At 71.7% G+C, this 16,025-nt stretch carries 18 protein-coding genes; 12 read left to right on the top strand and 6 right to left on the bottom strand.

Annotated elements, in window-relative coordinates; genetic code table 11:
* Nucleotides 1-63: 63 nt before the first annotated feature.
* The 5 genes from BIU90_RS00710 to BIU90_RS00690 are packed head-to-tail and all read left to right on the top strand — an operon-like array spanning nt 64 to nt 4,582.
* Nucleotides 64-1,044, top strand: coding sequence for a carbohydrate ABC transporter permease (locus BIU90_RS00710; protein WP_071298332.1), 981 nt, complete (start codon nt 64-66; stop codon nt 1,042-1,044).
* Nucleotides 1,037-1,954, top strand: coding sequence for a carbohydrate ABC transporter permease (locus BIU90_RS00705; RefSeq protein WP_083403572.1), 918 nt, complete (start codon nt 1,037-1,039; stop codon nt 1,952-1,954). Before BIU90_RS00710 ends, BIU90_RS00705 begins: the two co-directional genes overlap by 8 nt.
* Before the next feature lie 35 nt (nt 1,955-1,989).
* A complete protein-coding gene (locus BIU90_RS00700; RefSeq protein ID WP_071298331.1) occupies nt 1,990-3,315 on the top strand; it encodes an alpha-L-fucosidase in 1,326 nt (441 codons plus the stop codon).
* A complete protein-coding gene (locus tag BIU90_RS00695) occupies nt 3,315-3,635 on the top strand; it encodes an L-rhamnose mutarotase (protein ID WP_071298330.1) in 321 nt (106 codons plus the stop codon). Before BIU90_RS00700 ends, BIU90_RS00695 begins: the two co-directional genes overlap by 1 nt.
* A complete protein-coding gene (locus tag BIU90_RS00690; protein ID WP_071298329.1) occupies nt 3,632-4,582 on the top strand; it encodes an aldo/keto reductase in 951 nt (316 codons plus the stop codon). Before BIU90_RS00695 ends, BIU90_RS00690 begins: the two co-directional genes overlap by 4 nt.
* A gap of 144 nt (nt 4,583-4,726) precedes the next feature.
* Here the strand turns inward: BIU90_RS00690 and BIU90_RS00685 are convergent, their stop codons facing one another.
* The 6 genes from BIU90_RS00685 to BIU90_RS00660 all read right to left on the bottom strand — a co-directional run bounded on the left by BIU90_RS00685 (nt 4,727) and on the right by BIU90_RS00660 (nt 8,873).
* Nucleotides 4,727-5,005: a GlsB/YeaQ/YmgE family stress response membrane protein gene (locus BIU90_RS00685; RefSeq protein WP_071298328.1), complete on the bottom strand. Its 279-nt coding sequence runs from the start codon at nt 5,003-5,005 to the stop codon at nt 4,727-4,729.
* 123 nt (nt 5,006-5,128) lie between these two features.
* Nucleotides 5,129-5,806 (bottom strand): FadR/GntR family transcriptional regulator, encoded by a 678-nt coding sequence (locus tag BIU90_RS00680; protein ID WP_071298327.1) that lies wholly within the window; start codon nt 5,804-5,806, stop codon nt 5,129-5,131.
* Between the two features lie 136 nt (nt 5,807-5,942).
* On the bottom strand, nt 5,943-6,725 hold the full coding sequence (locus BIU90_RS00675; protein ID WP_071298326.1) for an SDR family NAD(P)-dependent oxidoreductase: 783 nt from the start codon (nt 6,723-6,725) through the stop codon (nt 5,943-5,945).
* A complete protein-coding gene (locus tag BIU90_RS00670) occupies nt 6,725-7,588 on the bottom strand; it encodes a fumarylacetoacetate hydrolase family protein (RefSeq protein ID WP_071298325.1) in 864 nt (287 codons plus the stop codon). The genes BIU90_RS00675 and BIU90_RS00670 overlap by 1 nt, the downstream gene beginning before the upstream one ends.
* 82 nt (nt 7,589-7,670) lie before the next feature.
* Nucleotides 7,671-8,528 (bottom strand): amidohydrolase, encoded by an 858-nt coding sequence (locus BIU90_RS00665; protein ID WP_217640881.1) that lies wholly within the window; start codon nt 8,526-8,528, stop codon nt 7,671-7,673.
* Between the two features lie 81 nt (nt 8,529-8,609).
* Nucleotides 8,610-8,873: a glutaredoxin family protein gene (locus BIU90_RS00660; RefSeq protein ID WP_071298324.1), complete on the bottom strand. Its 264-nt coding sequence runs from the start codon at nt 8,871-8,873 to the stop codon at nt 8,610-8,612.
* Nucleotides 8,874-8,955: 82 nt separating this feature from the next.
* Between BIU90_RS00660 and BIU90_RS00655 the strand changes: the two genes are divergently transcribed.
* The 7 genes from BIU90_RS00655 to BIU90_RS00625 all read left to right on the top strand — a co-directional run bounded on the left by BIU90_RS00655 (nt 8,956) and on the right by BIU90_RS00625 (nt 16,005).
* Entirely contained in the window at nt 8,956-9,906 is a 951-nt protein-coding gene (locus BIU90_RS00655) for a PrsW family intramembrane metalloprotease (protein ID WP_071298323.1), read from the top strand.
* 54 nt (nt 9,907-9,960) lie between these two features.
* On the top strand, nt 9,961-11,649 hold the full coding sequence (locus tag BIU90_RS00650) for an adenosylhomocysteinase (RefSeq protein WP_071298322.1): 1,689 nt from the start codon (nt 9,961-9,963) through the stop codon (nt 11,647-11,649).
* Complete coding sequence (locus BIU90_RS00645) at nt 11,646-12,935, top strand: amidohydrolase family protein (protein ID WP_071298321.1); 1,290 nt, start codon at nt 11,646-11,648, stop codon at nt 12,933-12,935. The genes BIU90_RS00650 and BIU90_RS00645 overlap by 4 nt, the downstream gene beginning before the upstream one ends.
* A gap of 7 nt (nt 12,936-12,942) precedes the next feature.
* On the top strand, nt 12,943-13,419 hold the full coding sequence (locus BIU90_RS00640) for a cupin domain-containing protein (protein ID WP_254786894.1): 477 nt from the start codon (nt 12,943-12,945) through the stop codon (nt 13,417-13,419).
* Between the two features lie 121 nt (nt 13,420-13,540).
* Nucleotides 13,541-14,362 carry an ABC transporter substrate-binding protein gene (locus tag BIU90_RS00635; RefSeq protein ID WP_071298320.1) on the top strand — a complete coding sequence of 274 codons (822 nt, stop codon included), beginning with the start codon at nt 13,541-13,543 and terminating at the stop codon, nt 14,360-14,362.
* Between the two features lie 36 nt (nt 14,363-14,398).
* Nucleotides 14,399-15,259, top strand: coding sequence for an amino acid ABC transporter permease (locus BIU90_RS00630; RefSeq protein ID WP_071298319.1), 861 nt, complete (start codon nt 14,399-14,401; stop codon nt 15,257-15,259).
* Nucleotides 15,256-16,005 carry an amino acid ABC transporter ATP-binding protein gene (locus BIU90_RS00625; protein ID WP_071298318.1) on the top strand — a complete coding sequence of 250 codons (750 nt, stop codon included), beginning with the start codon at nt 15,256-15,258 and terminating at the stop codon, nt 16,003-16,005. Before BIU90_RS00630 ends, BIU90_RS00625 begins: the two co-directional genes overlap by 4 nt.
* The last annotated feature ends 20 nt before the right edge of the window (nt 16,006-16,025 follow it).

The following is a 16,025-nucleotide window of genomic DNA, read 5'->3' as shown; positions in this document are numbered from 1 at the left end:
CCCGTGCCTCCCGTTCCGTCCCACCTCACCTGCAGACCCCGCGAACGACGAGGAGGTCGTCGCATGACCACCATCCAGGACCCACCGGCCGAGGCAGCGGTCCCCGCCGTCCCCGCGGTGGCCACCGCCGTGGCCGGCTCGGCTGCGCCGGGCCGGACGGGCGGCGAGGACAGCTCCGCCGGCCGCCGCTCGTGGTGGGGCGCCGCCTTCGCCGCGCCGCACTCCATCGGCCTCGTCGCCTTCACGGCGTTCCCGATCATCGCCTCGCTCGTCGTGAGCTTCATGAACTGGCCGACGCTCGGTGCCCGCTCGTTCGCCGGCATCGAGAACTACGTCCGGCTGTTCTCCGACCCGGTGTTCCGGACGGTCACGCTCAACACCACGCTGTTCGTGGTGCTGTACGTGCCGCTCAACCTCGTGGTGTCGCTCGGCCTGGCCGCCTGGCTGACCCCGCGGATCGCGGGACGCCACGTCTTCCGCGTGCTGTTCTTCATCCCGACGATCACGCCGATCGTGGCGAACGTCGTCGTCTGGCGGATGCTGTACCAGCCCGGCGGCGCGATCGACGCGTCGCTGCAGTCGACCGTCGGGGTGCACGCCCCGAACTTCCTGGCCGACGAGCACTGGGCGATGCTCGCCATCGTCGCGATGAGCGTGTGGCAGGGCTTCGGCTACAACATGCTGATCTTCTCGGCCGCGCTCGACGGCGTCCCGGAGAACCAGATCGAGGCCGCGCAGCTCGACGGGGCGAACGCCTGGCAGACGTTCTGGGCGATCAAGTTCCCGCTCATCTCGCCGTCGGTGTTCTTCGCGACGATGATGACGCTCATCACCTCGTTCCAGGTCTTCGTGCAGCCGTTCGTCCTGACCAAGGGCGGGCCGGGCACCGCGACCGAGACCCTCGTGCAGTACATCTACAACACGGGCTTCCAGAACCAGCAGCTCGGACTCGCGTCCGCCGGGGCCTGGGTCCTGTTCGTCATCATCCTCGGGATCACGGCCGTCCAGTTCCTCGGGCAGAAGCGGTGGGTGCACTATGAGTGAAGCGGTCCGTTCGCGTCTCGGCGCGACCACCTCGAACCGGACGGTCAACCCCCGGTCCGTCGCCCGCACGAAGTCGGCACCACGGCCCGGCCGGGTCCGGCACGCGATCGGCTACGCGCTGCTGTGCCTCGTCGCGCTGCTGTTCGTGTCGCCGCTCATCTACATGGTGGCGACCAGCCTGAAGCCCGCCGACCAGGTGTTCACCACGCCGCCGACGCTGTGGGGTCGCTCGCTCGAGTGGGACAACTACGTGCAGGCGTTCACGTACCTGCCCTTCGCGCGGTTCATCCTGAACGGCGTGTTCGTCGCCGCTGCCGGCACCGCGATCAACGTCGCCGTGGCCGTGCTCTCCGGCTACGCGTTCTCACGGCTGCGCTGGCGCGGTCGGAACACCGTCTTCCTGCTGTTCCTGGTCACGCTGATGATCCCGCAGGACGTGCTCGTCATCCCGATGTACGTGATGATGCAGGGCTTCGGGTGGGTCGACACGTTCCAGGCGCTCATCATCCCGTGGGCGTTCACCGCGCTCGGCGCATTCCTGATCCGGCAGTTCTTCCTCACGGTGCCGCAGGAGCTCGACGACGCCGCCCGTGTGGACGGTGCCGGTCCGGTCCGGACGTTCTTCTCGGTGATGCTCCCGCTCGCCCGGCCGACCATGGCGGTCCTCGCCGTGTTCTCGTTCATCTCGTACTGGAACTCGTTCCTCTGGCCGCTCGTCGTCGTGAACGACGTCGAGGCGCACGGCACGATCCCGCTCGGCCTGCAGCAGTTCTTCGGGCAGCAGGGGAGCGAGTGGAACCTCGTCATGGCGGCGTCGGTGATCTCGATGCTGCCGACCGTGATCCTGCTGATCCTGCTGCAGAAGCACCTCGTCAAGGGCATCGTCACCTCCGGCCTCGGCGGCCGCTGACCATCTCCACCTCCACGAAAGGAACTTCGGGTCCCATGACCATCACCGCACCCGCCCAGCCGCAGACCGACACCGACGCCACGGGCCTCCCCGCCTGGTTCAGCCACGACCGATTCGGCATGTTCATCCACTGGGGGCTGTACGCCCTGCCGGCTCGGCACGAGTGGGTGAAGAACCACGAGCGCATCACGGACGAGGACTACCAGCGGTACTTCGACCACTTCGACCCTGACCTGTTCGACCCGGCCGACTGGGCCCGTCGTGCCCGCGAGGCCGGCATGAAGTACGTCGTCCTCACCACGAAGCACCACGAGGGTTTCTGCCTGTGGGACTCCGCGCTCACCGACTACAAGGCCACGAACACCCGCTTCGGACGGGACATCGTCCGCGAGTTCGTCGACGCCGTCCGCGCCGAGGGGCTCCGCGTCGGCTTCTACCACTCGCTGATCGACTGGCACCACCCGGACTTCACGATCGACGGGGTGCACCCGCGGCGCGACGACAGCGCCGAGGAGATCGCCCGGCTCAACGAGGGCCGCGACATGGCCCGCTACCGGGAGTACCTGCACGGCCAGGTCACCGAGCTGCTGACCGACTACGGCCGCATCGACTACCTGTTCTACGACTTCTCGTACCGCGACAACGACCACGAGGACCGCTGGGGCGGCAAGGGCCGCGACGACTGGGGCTCCGAGGAACTGATGGCGCTGACGAAGCGCCTGCAGCCGGGCATCATCGTCAACGACCGGCTCGACATCCCGGGCGACATCGTCACACCGGAGCAGTACCAGCCGGACAAGCCGATGGAGCTCGACGGGGTACCCGTGCCGTGGGAGGCGTGCCAGACCCTCAACGGCTCGTGGGGCTACGACCGTGACAACCTCAACGTCAAGAGCGTCGACCTGCTCGTCCGCATGCTCGTCGACGGGGTGGCGAACAACGGCAACATGCTGCTCAACGTCGGGCCGACCGGCCGCGGCGAGCTCGACGGGGTGGCCCAGCACGCACTCGCCGGCATCGGGGAGTGGATGCGCCGCCACGACCGCTCCGTGTACGGCGCCGGTCCCTCGACGTTCCGCGCACCTGCCGGCACGGTGTTCACCCAGCGCGGCGACCGGCTCTACCTGCACCTGTTCACCTGGCCGTTCGAGCACGTGCACCTGCCCGACCTGGCCGGCAAGGTCGCGTACGCGCAGCTGCTCAACGACGCGTCGGAGATCCACTTCCGCGAGATCCCGCCCGGGACCCGCGCGCAGAACACCGGCCTCGGCGGGCAGCCGGCGGGCACCCTGACGCTGACCCTGCCGATCGTCCGACCCGACGTCGCGGTGCCCGTCGTCGAGCTCTTCCTGCGCGACTGATGCAGCGCATCCTGTCGCGGACCCGCCTGCGCGCCGGCCGCGAACACGAGTACGACCAGACCCACGCCACGATCCCGCCCGAGCTCGCCGAACGGCTGCGCGGTGCCGGGGTTGCGAACTGGAGCATCTGGCGCGACGGGCAGGACCTGGTCCACCTGATCGAGGTCGAGGACTACCGTGCCATGCGTCGGTCACTGGCGGACGACCCGGTGAACGCCGCGTGGCAGGACGTCATCAACCCGCTGCTCGAGGCCGACGACGACTACTCCGGCAACGACGACGGCGTCCCGCTCGTGTGGACGCTCGAAGGGCAGGCATGAGCGACGTGGACCTCGACCGCGGACCGTTCTGGTTCGGCGGCGCGGGCATCGGCAACCTGCTGCGCGAGGTCACGGACGACCAGGCCCGCGCCACGGTCGATGCCGCCTGGGAGGTCGGGGTCCGCGGCTTCGACACCGCTCCCCACTACGGCGTCGGGTTGTCCGAACGACGGCTCGGGGACGCGCTGGCCGGTCGGCCCCGCGGCGAGTACGCGATCTCCACGAAGGTCGGACGGCGGCTCGTCCCTGGTCCCGGTGACGGCGTCGACGACGACGGGTTCGCGGTGCCGAACGACCCCGTGCGGCAGTGGGACCCCACGGCCGACGGCGTCCGACGGTCGCTCGACGAGTCCCTCGGGCGGCTCGGGCTCGACCACGTCGACATCGCCTACCTGCACGACCCCGACGTGTACGACCTGTCCGCCGGGCTCACCCAGGCGCTGCCGGCCCTGGCGGCGCTGCGGGACGAGGGCGTCGTCCGCGCGGTGGGCGTCGGGTCGAACTCGGTCGCGGCACTCACCGACGCGGTCGCGACCGGACTGTGCGACGTCGTCATGCTGGCCGGTCGGTACACGCTGCTCGAGCAGCCCGCGGCGGAGCTCGTCGCGCGCTGTGCCGACCTCGGCGTGGACGTCGTCGCGGTCGGCGTGTACAACTCCGGGCTGCTGAGCCGTCCGCTGCCCGCTGCCGACACCACGTACGACTACGCCCCGGCGCCGGCGCAGCTGGTCGAGCGGGCCCGGGCGCTCGCCGCGGTCTGTTCGCGGCACGGTGTCACCCTGCCCGAGGCCGCACTGGCCTTCCCCCGACGGGCTCCGGCGGTCCGTGCGGTGGCGGTCGGGGCGCAGTCGGCGGAGCAGGTGCGCGAGAACGCTGCCCGCGCCGCCGCGGCCGTCCCCGAGGCGCTCTGGCAGGACCTGCGCGCCGAGGGCCTGCTCACCGCCTGACCCGCGGGACCCGTGCGGTGACCCGTGTGCGGGCGGCGGCGCGGTTCGCGTTCGCACAACCGAAAGCGGCTCGCACCACGGGATCCCGTGGTGCGAGCCGCTTCTGGTTGTGCGAACGGCAGCGGCGCTCAGCGGCCCTGCGGCTCAGCGGCGCGAAGCGCTCCGACCCGCAAACCGGGTGTACAGGAACAGCACGATGACGGCGCCGATGACCGACCCGATGATGCCGGCCGGCTGGAAGAAGCCGTCCATGGGGTCGTGCTGGAAGATCAGGAACCCGAGGAACCCGCCGACGAACGACCCGACGATGCCGAGCAGGATCGTCATGGGGATGGACAGGTTCTGCTTGCCGGGGATGATCAGGCGCGCGAGGGCGCCGGCGATCAGGCCGATGATGATCAAGCTGATGATGAGACCGATCACGGTGTCCTCCTGGTGGTGGGGCTGCGACCCGGACGGGTCAGTCCGAGTCGATGTCAGCCCCTGAGTGAACACGCCGCTCGCTGGTCACGTGCACATCTGCGCGGATCGGACCCCGCGACGGGTTCAGTCGAGCGACCGGCGGAGCCACCGTTCGACGCCCTCGACGTGCGCCACCACGAGGGCCTGCACGAGCTGCGGGTCGCGCCGCCGGATCGCGTCGACGATCGCCGCGTGCTCGTCGAGCGTGCGCTGCACCGAGCCGTTCTGGGTGAGGCCACGCCAGACCCGCACGCGCACGGTCTTGCTCGACAGTGCGTCGAGCAACCCGGACAGGTACTGGTTGCCGCCGATGCCCGCGATGGTGGAGTGGAACAGCAGGTCGTGCGCGACGAGCTCCTCGACCCCGGTGCTGTCGTCGACCGTCGCCATCAGGGTCGCGAGCTGGTCGATCTGCTGCTCGGAGGCGCGCGCGGTCGCCAGGACGGCGGACGCCGGTTCGAGGATGCGCCGGACCTCGAGCAGGTCGACCAGGGACCGGTCGTGGTGCATGTCGACCACGAACGAGACCGCCTCGAGGAGCACCGACGGCTCGAGCGAGGTCACGTACGTCCCGTCGCCCCGTCGGACGTCGAGCACGCGGATCAGCTCGAGGGCCTTCACCGCTTCGCGCAGGCTGTTCCGCGACAGCCCGAGGGACTCGCTGAGCTCCTTCTCGGGCGGCAGCCGTTGCCCCGGCGTGAGCTCGCCGGTGACGATCATCTCCTGGATGCGTGCGATCGCGTCGTCGGTCAGCGAAGCCATGGCGGTCCCTCCACCCGACCACGCTGGGTCGGGACGGCTCGACGATACCGGCACCGGGCCTCTCCCCACCGGCACGGCCGGCTCGCCGCTGGCGCGTCGATCCGGAACCGGCGGCGGGGGCCCAGGCAGAGCAGCATCATTCCGGCCGGAGCCGCAGCGCCTGCATCCCGCCGTCGACCGCCAGGTCGACACCCGTCGTCGACTTCGCCATCGGACTCGTCAGGTAGGCGACGGCTTCGGCCACCTCCTCCGGGGCGACGAGCCGCCCGTGGGGCTGCCGCGCCTCGAGCGCCGCGCGCTCCGCAGCCGGGTCGTCAGCGGACTCGAGCAGGCGACCGACCCACGGGGTGTCCGCGGTCCCCGGGTTCACGGCGTTGACGCGGATGCCCTCGCGCAGGTGGTCGGCGGCCATCGCCCGGGTGAGCGCGGCGATCGCGCCCTTCGTCGCGGAGTACAGGGCACGCTGGGGCAGCCCGGCGGTCGCGGCGATCGAGCAGGTGTTCACGATGGAGGCCCGGGTCGACTCCCGCAGGGACGGCAGGCAGGCGCGGCTCAGCCGCACCGCTCCGAGCACGTTGACCTCGTACACGCGGCGCCACTCGTCGTCCGGGTTGTCCTCCACGGTGCCCTGCGCGCCGATGCCGGCGTTGTTGACGAGCACGTCGAGCCCGCCGAGTGCCTGGACCGCGGCGTGGACGGCTCGGCGTACCGAGGCGTCGTCGCCGACGTCGCACTGCTCGGCGACGGTGCCGTCGGGCAGGCCGTCGACACGGAGGTCGAGCACGGCGACCTCGGCGCCGCGGTCGCGGAGGGCCTGGACGATCGCGGCGCCGATGCCCGAGGCGCCTCCGGTGACGATCGCGCGCATCCCGGCGTGCGAGCCGGCCGCTGCAGTGCTGGCCGCGTCGGCGCCGGCCATCAGGCGGCACCCATCGTCTGGCGCTGCGACCCGAGGCCGTCCGCGCTGAGCTCGACCACGTCGCCGGGCTGCAGGTACGGGGCACCGCTGCCGAGCGCGACGCCCGCTGGGGTCCCGGTGCTGATCACGTCGCCCGGGTACAGGACCATGAACTGCGACAGGTACCGCACGACCTCGCTCGGTCGGAAGATCATGTCGGCGGTCGAGCCGTCCTGCCGGACCTCGCCGTTGACGCTGAGGTGCAGCGCCAGGGCGTTCGGGTCGAGTCCCTCGTCGGCGAGTGCCTCGGGCGTGACGAGCCAGGGGCCGAGCGGGTTGAACGTCTCGCAGGACTTCCCCTTGTCCCACTGGCCGCCGCGCTCGATCTGGAACTCGCGCTCCGAGACGTCGTTCGCGATGACGTAGCCGGCGATGTGGGTGAGGGCCTCGTCCTCGGACTCGCAGTAGCGGGCGGTCGTGCCGATCACGACCGCGAGCTCGATCTCCCAGTCGGTCTTGCGGCTGTTGCGGGGGACCAGGACCTCGTCGTCGGGTCCGATGACCGTCATCGGGTCCTTCATGAACACGATCGGCTCGGTGGGGATGTCCGCGCCCGTCTCCGCGGCGTGGTCGCGGTAGTTCAGGCCGATGCACACGACCTTGCCGGGCCGCGCCACTGGTGCGCCACGCCGTTGGGAGTCGGCGTCGGGCAGCAGCGGCAGGTCGCCGGCCTCGATCGCGCGCCGGACCGTCGCGACGGGGTCATCGGCCAGGAACGCCCCCGAGACGTCGGACGTGACCGGACGGAGGTCGTACGTCGTGCCGTCGGGGTCGATGGCCACGGGGATCTCTCCACCCGCCGGGCCGAGTCGTGCGAACCGCATTGTTCCTCGCTCTCCGCGCTGCTCCGCTGCAGCGACCGCGACCCTCGAGCCGCTTCACGGTCTCGGTGACCGTGCAGACATCCTATGTCTGGGGTGCGGGGTCGGCAAGGTAGACGCGTTCGGCCGTCCGGTGGAACACCGCCTCGCGTTCGTCGTGGGACAGGTCGGCGAGGGCGTCGGTCGCGGTGGCCAGCACCGTGCGGTAGTCGGCCTGCAGCGTCGACACCGGCCAGTCCGAACCGAAGAGGGAACGGTCCGGGCCGAACGCCTCGACGGCTTCGCGGGCGTAGCGGGCGACCGGTCGGTCCTGCCAGTCCGGCCCGGCCTCGGTCACCAGCCCGGACACCTTGCACAGGACGTTCGGCCGGGCGGCGAGGTCGTCCATGCGGGCGCGCCAGGCGATCTGCACGTCGGTGTCGTCGTGGGCGATGTCCGGCTTGCCGGCGTGGTCGAGCACGAACACCCCGTCGGGCACGGCGTCCACCAGGCTCACGGCAGCGGCGTGCTCCCGGTTGCGGATCAGCAGGTCGAAGGGCATCCCGGCGGCGGCGAGGACCCGCACACCCGCGACCACGTCGTCGCGGCCGAGCCAGTCGGGGTCCGGCTCGTCGTGGGCCAGGTGCCGGATGCCGACCAGGCGGGGGCCGCCCGGCTGCTGCAGGTCGACCAGCGCGGCCAGCTGCTGCACGACGTCCGGCGCGGTGAGGTCGACCCAGCCGACCACGCCGACGACGGGGGACGGCTGCGTCAGGAGCCAGGCGGTCTCGGCGGGGTCGTGCACGGCCTGGACCGCGATCGTGGCGGTGACGTCCGTGCCCGCGATCGCCGCGCGCAGGTCGTCGGTGTCGAACCGCCGACGGATGGGCGCGACGGAGTCGTCCATCCACGGGTAGGTGCGGTCGGACGGGTCCCAGAGGTGGTGGTGCGCGTCGAGGATCACGCCGCCATCATGCCCGACTGGTCGGATGTCTGCCCGGCGGCGCTGCGCGCCCGGGCTCGCCCCGGCGAGCCCGGCGGTGCGTCAGACGATGCCGGACGCCTCGAGCTCGGCGCGCAGCTCGGCGTCCGATGGCTCCACGAAGTGCTTGCCGTTCGGCAGCACCACCACGGGGATGTTCTTGCGCCCGCTGATCGCCTCGGCGCGCTCGGCCGCCGACAGGTCCTGCTCGACGTCGACGTAGGTGTAGTCGATCCCGAGTCCGTCGAGCAGCGCCTTCGAGCGCCGGCAGTCGCGGCACCAGTCAGCGCCGAACATGGTCACCTGGTCGTACGTCGTGTCGGTCATGCTGAGAACCTACGTCCTGGACGGTCAGGACATTCCCGCCCTGGCCCGGATCAGCAGCCGCTCGGGCGAGCATCCTGGGCTGATGAGCGCATCCGACCTCCCCGTGGACCACCCGCACCACCGGCACGGCTGGTGGTGGAAGACGCTGCTGGTCGGGTTCCTGCTGTGGGTCGTGACGATCGTCGTCACGGTGATCACGAGCAACGTCAACCTCGTCCCCACGATCATCCTGCTCGGGAGCTTCCTGGTGCCGTTCACCGTGGTGCTCTTCGTCATCGAACGGGTGACGGGCACGGTGAGCACGATGCAGCTCGTCACCGCGTTCTTCGTCGGCGGGATCCTGGGGGTGCTCGGCGCGTCACTGCTCGAGTCAGACCTGCGCCAGGGGGCACTCACGTACCTGGGTGTCGGGCTCGCGGAGGAGTTCGTCAAGGGCGTGCTGCTGCTCGTCGTGGGGTGGCGCGTCCGCCCGAAGACCGCGCGGCAGGGCGCCCTGCTCGGTGCGACGGTGGGTGCGGGCTTCGCGGCGTTCGAGTCGGCCGGGTACGCCTTCAACGCGGCGATCACCACACGTGGCATCGACCTGGTGTCGCTGCTGCAGACCGAGGTGCTCCGCGCGATCCTGTCGCCCGTCGGTCACGTGCTGTGGACGGCGATCCTCGGCGCGGTGCTGTTCGGCGTCGCGCACGGACGGCCGCGCTTCCGCTGGTCCTGGGCGGTCCCCGTCACGTACGTGGTGGTCTCGGTGCTGCACGGGCTGTACGACTCGAACTCGACGATCTCGACCCTGCTGGCGTTCCTCGTCACGGGGACACCCCTGGAAGCGGCGCAGAACGGGACGGTCCCGGCATCGATCGCTGGTCTCGCGACGACGCTGTACCTCGTCGGGCTGGCGATCGTGTCCGCCATCGGGGTGGTGCTGCTGATCAGCGTGCAGGTGCACTACCGGAGACGAGCCAGGGCGCAGGCCGTCCCGGCGCCGACCGACGCGGGCGGCTGGAGCGACGCCCCACCACCCCACGCGCTGCGCTGAGGCGCACCAGACGCACCAGACGCCCTGCGCGCAGGCCCGCCCTACGCTGGACCCATGCCGCTGCGCCCCGACCCCGACACGCTGGCATGGGCCTCCCGAGCGGTGCGGCACGTCGCCCGCACGACGAACCTGCTCCTCGCCGCCCGCCGCTTCCGCATCGTCGGCGGTGACCCCCGCGACGCAGCAGTGCTCGACGGCCTCTTGACCGGCCTCGGCGCCCGAGCCGCGACGGCCGACGAGCCGACCGACCAGCTCTGGTGCCTGGGCGACCCGGACGCCAGCACCGCGGCCGTCGAGCACGAGACCGACCGCCCCCGCGGCGCCACCCTGCTCGTCGTCGACGCGGGCCGGTACCAGCCCGCCGTCGACGAGGACGCCTTCGGCCCCGTCGCCCCCGTCCGACCCGGCGTGCTCGGCGTCCCGATGACCTCGGACGACGTCTTCCTCGTCTCGACCGGTCGCGAGCCCGAGGACGACCCCGCCGCCGCAGCCCGCCTGCGCTGGGCGCGCCGCGCGATGCCGGTGTCGCGAGCGGTCGCCGCCGAACTCCGCGACCAGGGCCTCCTGCGGGGCACCCGGGTCGGCGTCGCGATGGTCCTGGAACCGAAGACCGCCGTGCTGAGCCTGCTGCTCCGCGAGGCCGGCGCCGAGGTCGTCGTGTACGCCCACGCCGACGAGACCGACGACGCCGTGGCCGAGGTGCTGCGGGACGCGGGGCTCACGGTGCACGCTGACAGCACGGCGACGCTGACCGAGCAGAAGGCCCTCGCACTCGCGATGCTCGACACGCGGCCGCACCTCCTGCTCGACGACGGTGCCCACGTGATCCGGCTCGCCCACCAGGAGCGCCCGGACCTGCTGCCCACCATGCTCGGCGCGGCCGAGGAGACCACGAGCGGCCTGCGGCCCCTGCGCGTGATGGCAGCCCGTGGCGAGCTCGGCATCCCCGTGGTCGCCGTGAACGACGCCCGCACCAAGACGTTCTTCGACAACCGGTACGGCACCGGGCAGTCGACGGTGTTCGCGACGCTCGACCTGGTCGACGCGCTGCCGTCCGGCACGCATCGGGTCCGCCCAGGAGGCCCGGCGGCCGTCGCCGGGTTCGGGCACGTCGGCGAAGGGGTCGCCCTGGTGCTCCGCGCGCTCGGCTTCCGGGTCACGGTCGCCGAGACGGACCCCGTCCGCGCCCTGCAGGCGCGGTTCGCCGGGTACGCCGTCGCACCGCTCGTCGAGGCCGTGCGCGACGCCGCCCTGGTGATGAGCGCGACCGGCGTCGCGGACACGATCAGCGTCGACGTGCTCCGAGCCTGCGCTCCCGAGGCGGTCGTCGCCGTCGCGGGTGGGGTCGACCAGGAGGTCGCGATCGACCAGGCCCTCGCCGCCGGTGCGGACCGGACCCCGGTGGGGCGGAAGGCCGAGCGGTTCACCTTCGTCGGAGCCGACCACGGCGTGCTCGTGCTGGACGATGGCGGGTGCATCAACATCACCGCTGCCGAGGGCAACCCGATCGAGATCATGGACCTGTCCTTCGCCGTGCAGCTCGGCGCGGTGCGGATGCTGCTCGAGCGCGGGGACGAACTCGACCGTGCCGTCGTGCCGATCGACCCCGCGGTGGACGAGGCGACCGCCCGCGCGGCGCTCGCCGCGTTCGGGAGCAGCGTCGAGCCTCCCGTCCGACCAGCCGAGCACCCGGCGGACCGCGAGCCGACCGTCCGGACGACCCGTTTCGGGGACCCCGCGTGAGCGAGACGACCGTCCACTCGGCGCGCATCGTCGTCCCGATGACCGCGCCACCGATCGCCGACGGGGCGGTGGCCGTGCGCGACGGGCGGATCCTGCACGTCGGCGATCGCAGCTGGGTGGTCGACCAGCTCGACAGGTCCCCCTGGACCGAGCGGCGGTGGCGGGGTGCGCTGCTGCCGGGGCTCGTGAATGCGCACACGCACCTGCAGTACACCGGCATGGCCAGTGTCGGTCGTGGCCAGTACGAGGGTTTCGAGGACTGGGCCGCCGCCTTCAACACGGTCTACGCGGGCGAGCACGACTGGCGTGCCGAGGCCGCCGACGGTGCCCGACGATCGCTCCTGGCCGGCGTGACGAGCATCGCGGACGTCGTCACCGACATCGAGGCGGCCACGGCACTCGAGACGTACGGCCTCGGCGGGATCGCGTACTGGGAGGTGATGGACTGGGAGAACGCGGCGTGGCAGGACCACGGGCGCGACCAGGTCCTCGACGAGCTCGCGCGCATCCCGATGACCCCGGGTGCCGGCCTGTCACCGCACGCGCCGTACTCGCTCGACGTCGCGCCGCTGCTGGAGCTGCCCGACATCGTGCGGCAGCGCGGCCTGCGACTGCACCTGCACCTCGGCGAGGCCGCCTTCGAGGGCGAGCGGCTCGCCGGCCCTGACGAACACGGGACCGACTGGCACCTGGCGAACGTGCCGTCCTTCCGGGCCATGCGCGCGCTCGGGTTCGGCGCGAGCGCGACGTCCTTCGTGGACCGGCTCGGCGTGCTCGGACCCGACTGCCACATCGCACACGGCGTCTACATGACCGCCGCCGACCGGGCGCTCCTCCGTGCCCGCGGGACCGCCGTCGCCCTGTGTCCACGGTCGAACGCCGTCATCGGGCTCGACCCGCCGCCCGTCGCCGACTACCTGCGCGAGGGCAGCCCCGTCGCGATCGGCACCGACTCCCTGTCGTCGTCGCCGTCGCTCGACTTGATGGCCGACGTCACCGCGCTGCACCGGATCGCCCGCGCGCAGGGGTACGGCGAGCGCGACCTGCACGAGCGGCTGCTCGCGGCGGCGACGCTCGGGGGTGCCAACGCGATGGGGCTCGCGGTCGGGCCGGACCGGATCGGGCACCTGGCGGTCGGTGCCCGCGCGGACCTCGCGGTGTTCGACGTGGACGCGCGCACGGTGCCCGACGCGCTCGCCGAACTGGTCGAGGACGGCGCCGGACGAGCGGTCGCGACGGTGGTGCGCGGACGGGTGCGCGCGGAGGACGGTCGTCTCGCGGGATGATGGTCGGATGAACGGGCAGATGGCACGACGGACGGTCGACGGCGAGCTCATCGAGTGGCTCGACGTCCCGAAGCGGGCCGCGGCCCTCGGCATGGAGCCGCACCCCGAGGGCGGGTGGTACGTCCGGACGTGGACCTCTCCGGCCTCGGTGTCGACCCCCGGCGGCGATCGCCCCGCAGCGACGCTCATCCACTTCCTGCTGCCCCCGGGGGAGTCGTCGGCGTGGCACCGGGTCACCAGCGACGAGATCTGGATGTGGCACGGGCCGGACGCCGTCGAGCTGCAGCTCGGTGGCGACGGGGACGCGCCGGAGCCGGGTGCGACGATCACGCTCGGGCCGGACGCCGGACGCGACCGGGTCAACGACGCGCAGGCGTTCGTGCGGGGCGGCGTCTGGCAGCGCACGCTCCCCGGGGACGGCGAGGTCCTGCTGAGCTGCCTGGTCTCGCCCGGCTTCTCGTTCGACGACTTCACGCTGGCCTGAGCGCCGACGTGAGCGCTGCCCCGCGCGGGTCAGCGTCGCGCGGTGACGCCCAGGTCGCCGTGGTGTACCAGTTCCCCGTACGCTGATCGCTGCCCCCACCCCCTCTCGCGAAGGCCCGACCGTGACTCGATCGTTCCGTCTCTCCCTCGTCCTGGCGACCGCCGCGGTCGCCGCGCTCGCACTGTCCGCGTGCTCGGCCGGAGGCAGCAGCGGCTCGGACGGCGCCGTCACCCAGGGCAAGCTCACGATCGCGACCGGGCAACCCGCGTACTCCCCGTGGGTGGAGGACGACAAGCCGCAGTCCGGCAAGGGCTTCGAGTCCGCCGTGGCGTACGCCGTCGCGAAGGAGATGGGCTACGCGAAGTCCGACGTCGTCTGGAAGCGCAGCACCTTCGACAGCGCGGTGGCGCCGGGCCCGAAGGACTGGGACCTCAACGTCCAGCAGTTCTCGATCTCGTCGCAGCGCAAGAAGGCCGTCGACATGTCGACGCCGTACTACACGACCACGCAGGCCGTCGTGACGACGCAGAAGTCGAAGGCCGTCGCGGACACCACGGTCGCGAAGCTCAAGCAGGACACGATCGGCGTCGCTGCCGGGTCGACGAGCATCGCCAGCGTGAAGCAGGTCCTCGGCGTCACCCCGCAGGTGTTCAACTCCAACGACGACGCCGTGCTCGCGCTCAAGTCCGGCCAGATCGACGCGATCGTCACCGACCTGCCCACAGCCTTCTACATGAGTGCCGCGCAGCTCGACGACGGCACCGTGTCGGCGCAGTTCCCCGCCGACGGCTCCGGCGACCAGTTCGGGTTCGTGCTGCCGAAGGGGTCGGCGCTCACGAGCAAGGTCGACACGGCCCTGAAGAAGCTCGACTCCGACGGCACCCTCGCCGCGCTGCAGAAGAAGTGGCTGTCGTCCGAGACGAACACGCCCGTCCTGAAGTAGCCGACCGTGTCCGTGCCAGCAGGGGCCGGTGCCCCGGTGACTGACGCCTCGGCGGCCCCGGCGCCGAGCCAGGTCGAGGTCGAACGGCGCATCTGGCGCCGCCAGCGAGGCCGCCGCGCGGTCCTGGTGTCGGTCGCGTCGACGCTGGTCGTGCTCGTGATCGCCTACTTCGGCGTCGTGAACACCCCCGGCTGGGCCGCCGTCCAGCAGTCGTTCTTCGACCCCGGCGTCGCCGCGTCGACGTTCCCCGACGTCCTGCTCGGGCTGTGGCTGAACGTGCGGATCCTGTTCTTCGCATCGATCGGCGTCGCGGTGTTCGGCACGCTGCTCGCCGTGGTCCGCGGCCTGCAGAGCCCGGTGTTCTTCCCGCTGCGGATGCTCGCGACCGGGTACACCGACCTGTTCCGCGGCCTGCCGCTCATCATCGTGCTGTACCTGGTCGGTTTCGGGTTGCCCGGCCTCGGGGTCTTCCCACGTCTGGCCCCCGAGGTCTGGGGCACGATCGCGATCGTCCTGACGTACTCGTCCTACGTCGCCGAGGTGCTCCGCGCCGGCATGGAGGCCGTGCACCCCTCCCAGCGCCTGGCCGCCCGGTCGCTCGGCCTGTCCCACACCCAGACGCTGCGGTTGGTCGTCCTGCCGCAGGCGATCCGCAAGGTCACGCCCGCGCTGATGAACGACTTCGTGTCCATGCAGAAGGACGTCGGCCTGGTGTCGATCCTCGGCGCGGTCGACGCCGTCCGGAGTGCGCAGATCGCGCAGGCCGACACCTACAACTTCACGCCGTACCTGGTCGCCGGCCTGCTCTTCGTCGTGATCAGCCTGCCGCTCATCCGGGTCACGGACGCCATCGCCCGACGCCAGCAGCGGCGTGAACAGATCGGCGGTGCGGTGTGACGTCCGACGACTCCCTCCCCGTCCTGGAACTCCGGGGCCTCCGCAAGGCGTTCGGCGACCAGCAGGTCCTGCGCGGCATCGACCTGACGCTCCACCGGCACCAGGTCATCTGCGTCATCGGGGCGTCCGGGTCGGGGAAGTCGACGCTGCTGAAGACCGTGAACCTGCTCGAGGGCATCGACGACGGTCAGGTCCTCCTGCAGGGCACGGACGTCTCCGACCCCCGCGTCGCCGTGGACGCCACCCGTGCGCGCATCGGCGTGGTGTTCCAGCAGTTCAACCTGTTCCCGCACATGACCGTGCTCGACAACGTGACGCTGGCGTCGCGGAAGGTGCACGGGGTCGACCGGGCCACCGCGGAGCAGACCGCCCGACGGCTGCTCGACCGGATCGGGCTGGCCGACTTCGCCGGGGCGTACCCGGACCGGCTCTCCGGCGGGCAGCAGCAGCGCGTGGCGATCGTCCGCGCGATCGCGTCCGACCCCGAGCTGCTGCTGCTCGACGAGGTCACGAGTGCCCTGGACCCGATGCTCGTCGGGGAGGTCCTCGACCTCGTCCGCGAGCTCAAGCAGCAGGGCTCCACGATCCTGATGACCACGCACGAGATGCACTTCGCGCGGAACGTGGCCGACCGCATCGTGTTCCTGCACCGCGGCGAGGTCGTGGAGCAGGGCCCGCCCGCCGCCGTGCTCGACGCCCCGCAGCACCCGGCGCTGGTCGAGTTCCTGGCGCGCGTCGGCGCCTAGCCGCCTGGAGGCCCGGTGCC

The sequence above is a fragment of the Curtobacterium sp. MCBA15_001 genome, from assembly GCF_001864835.1.
Classification (GTDB): domain Bacteria; phylum Actinomycetota; class Actinomycetes; order Actinomycetales; family Microbacteriaceae; genus Curtobacterium.
This window is presented reverse-complemented; position numbering and strand designations above follow the sequence as displayed.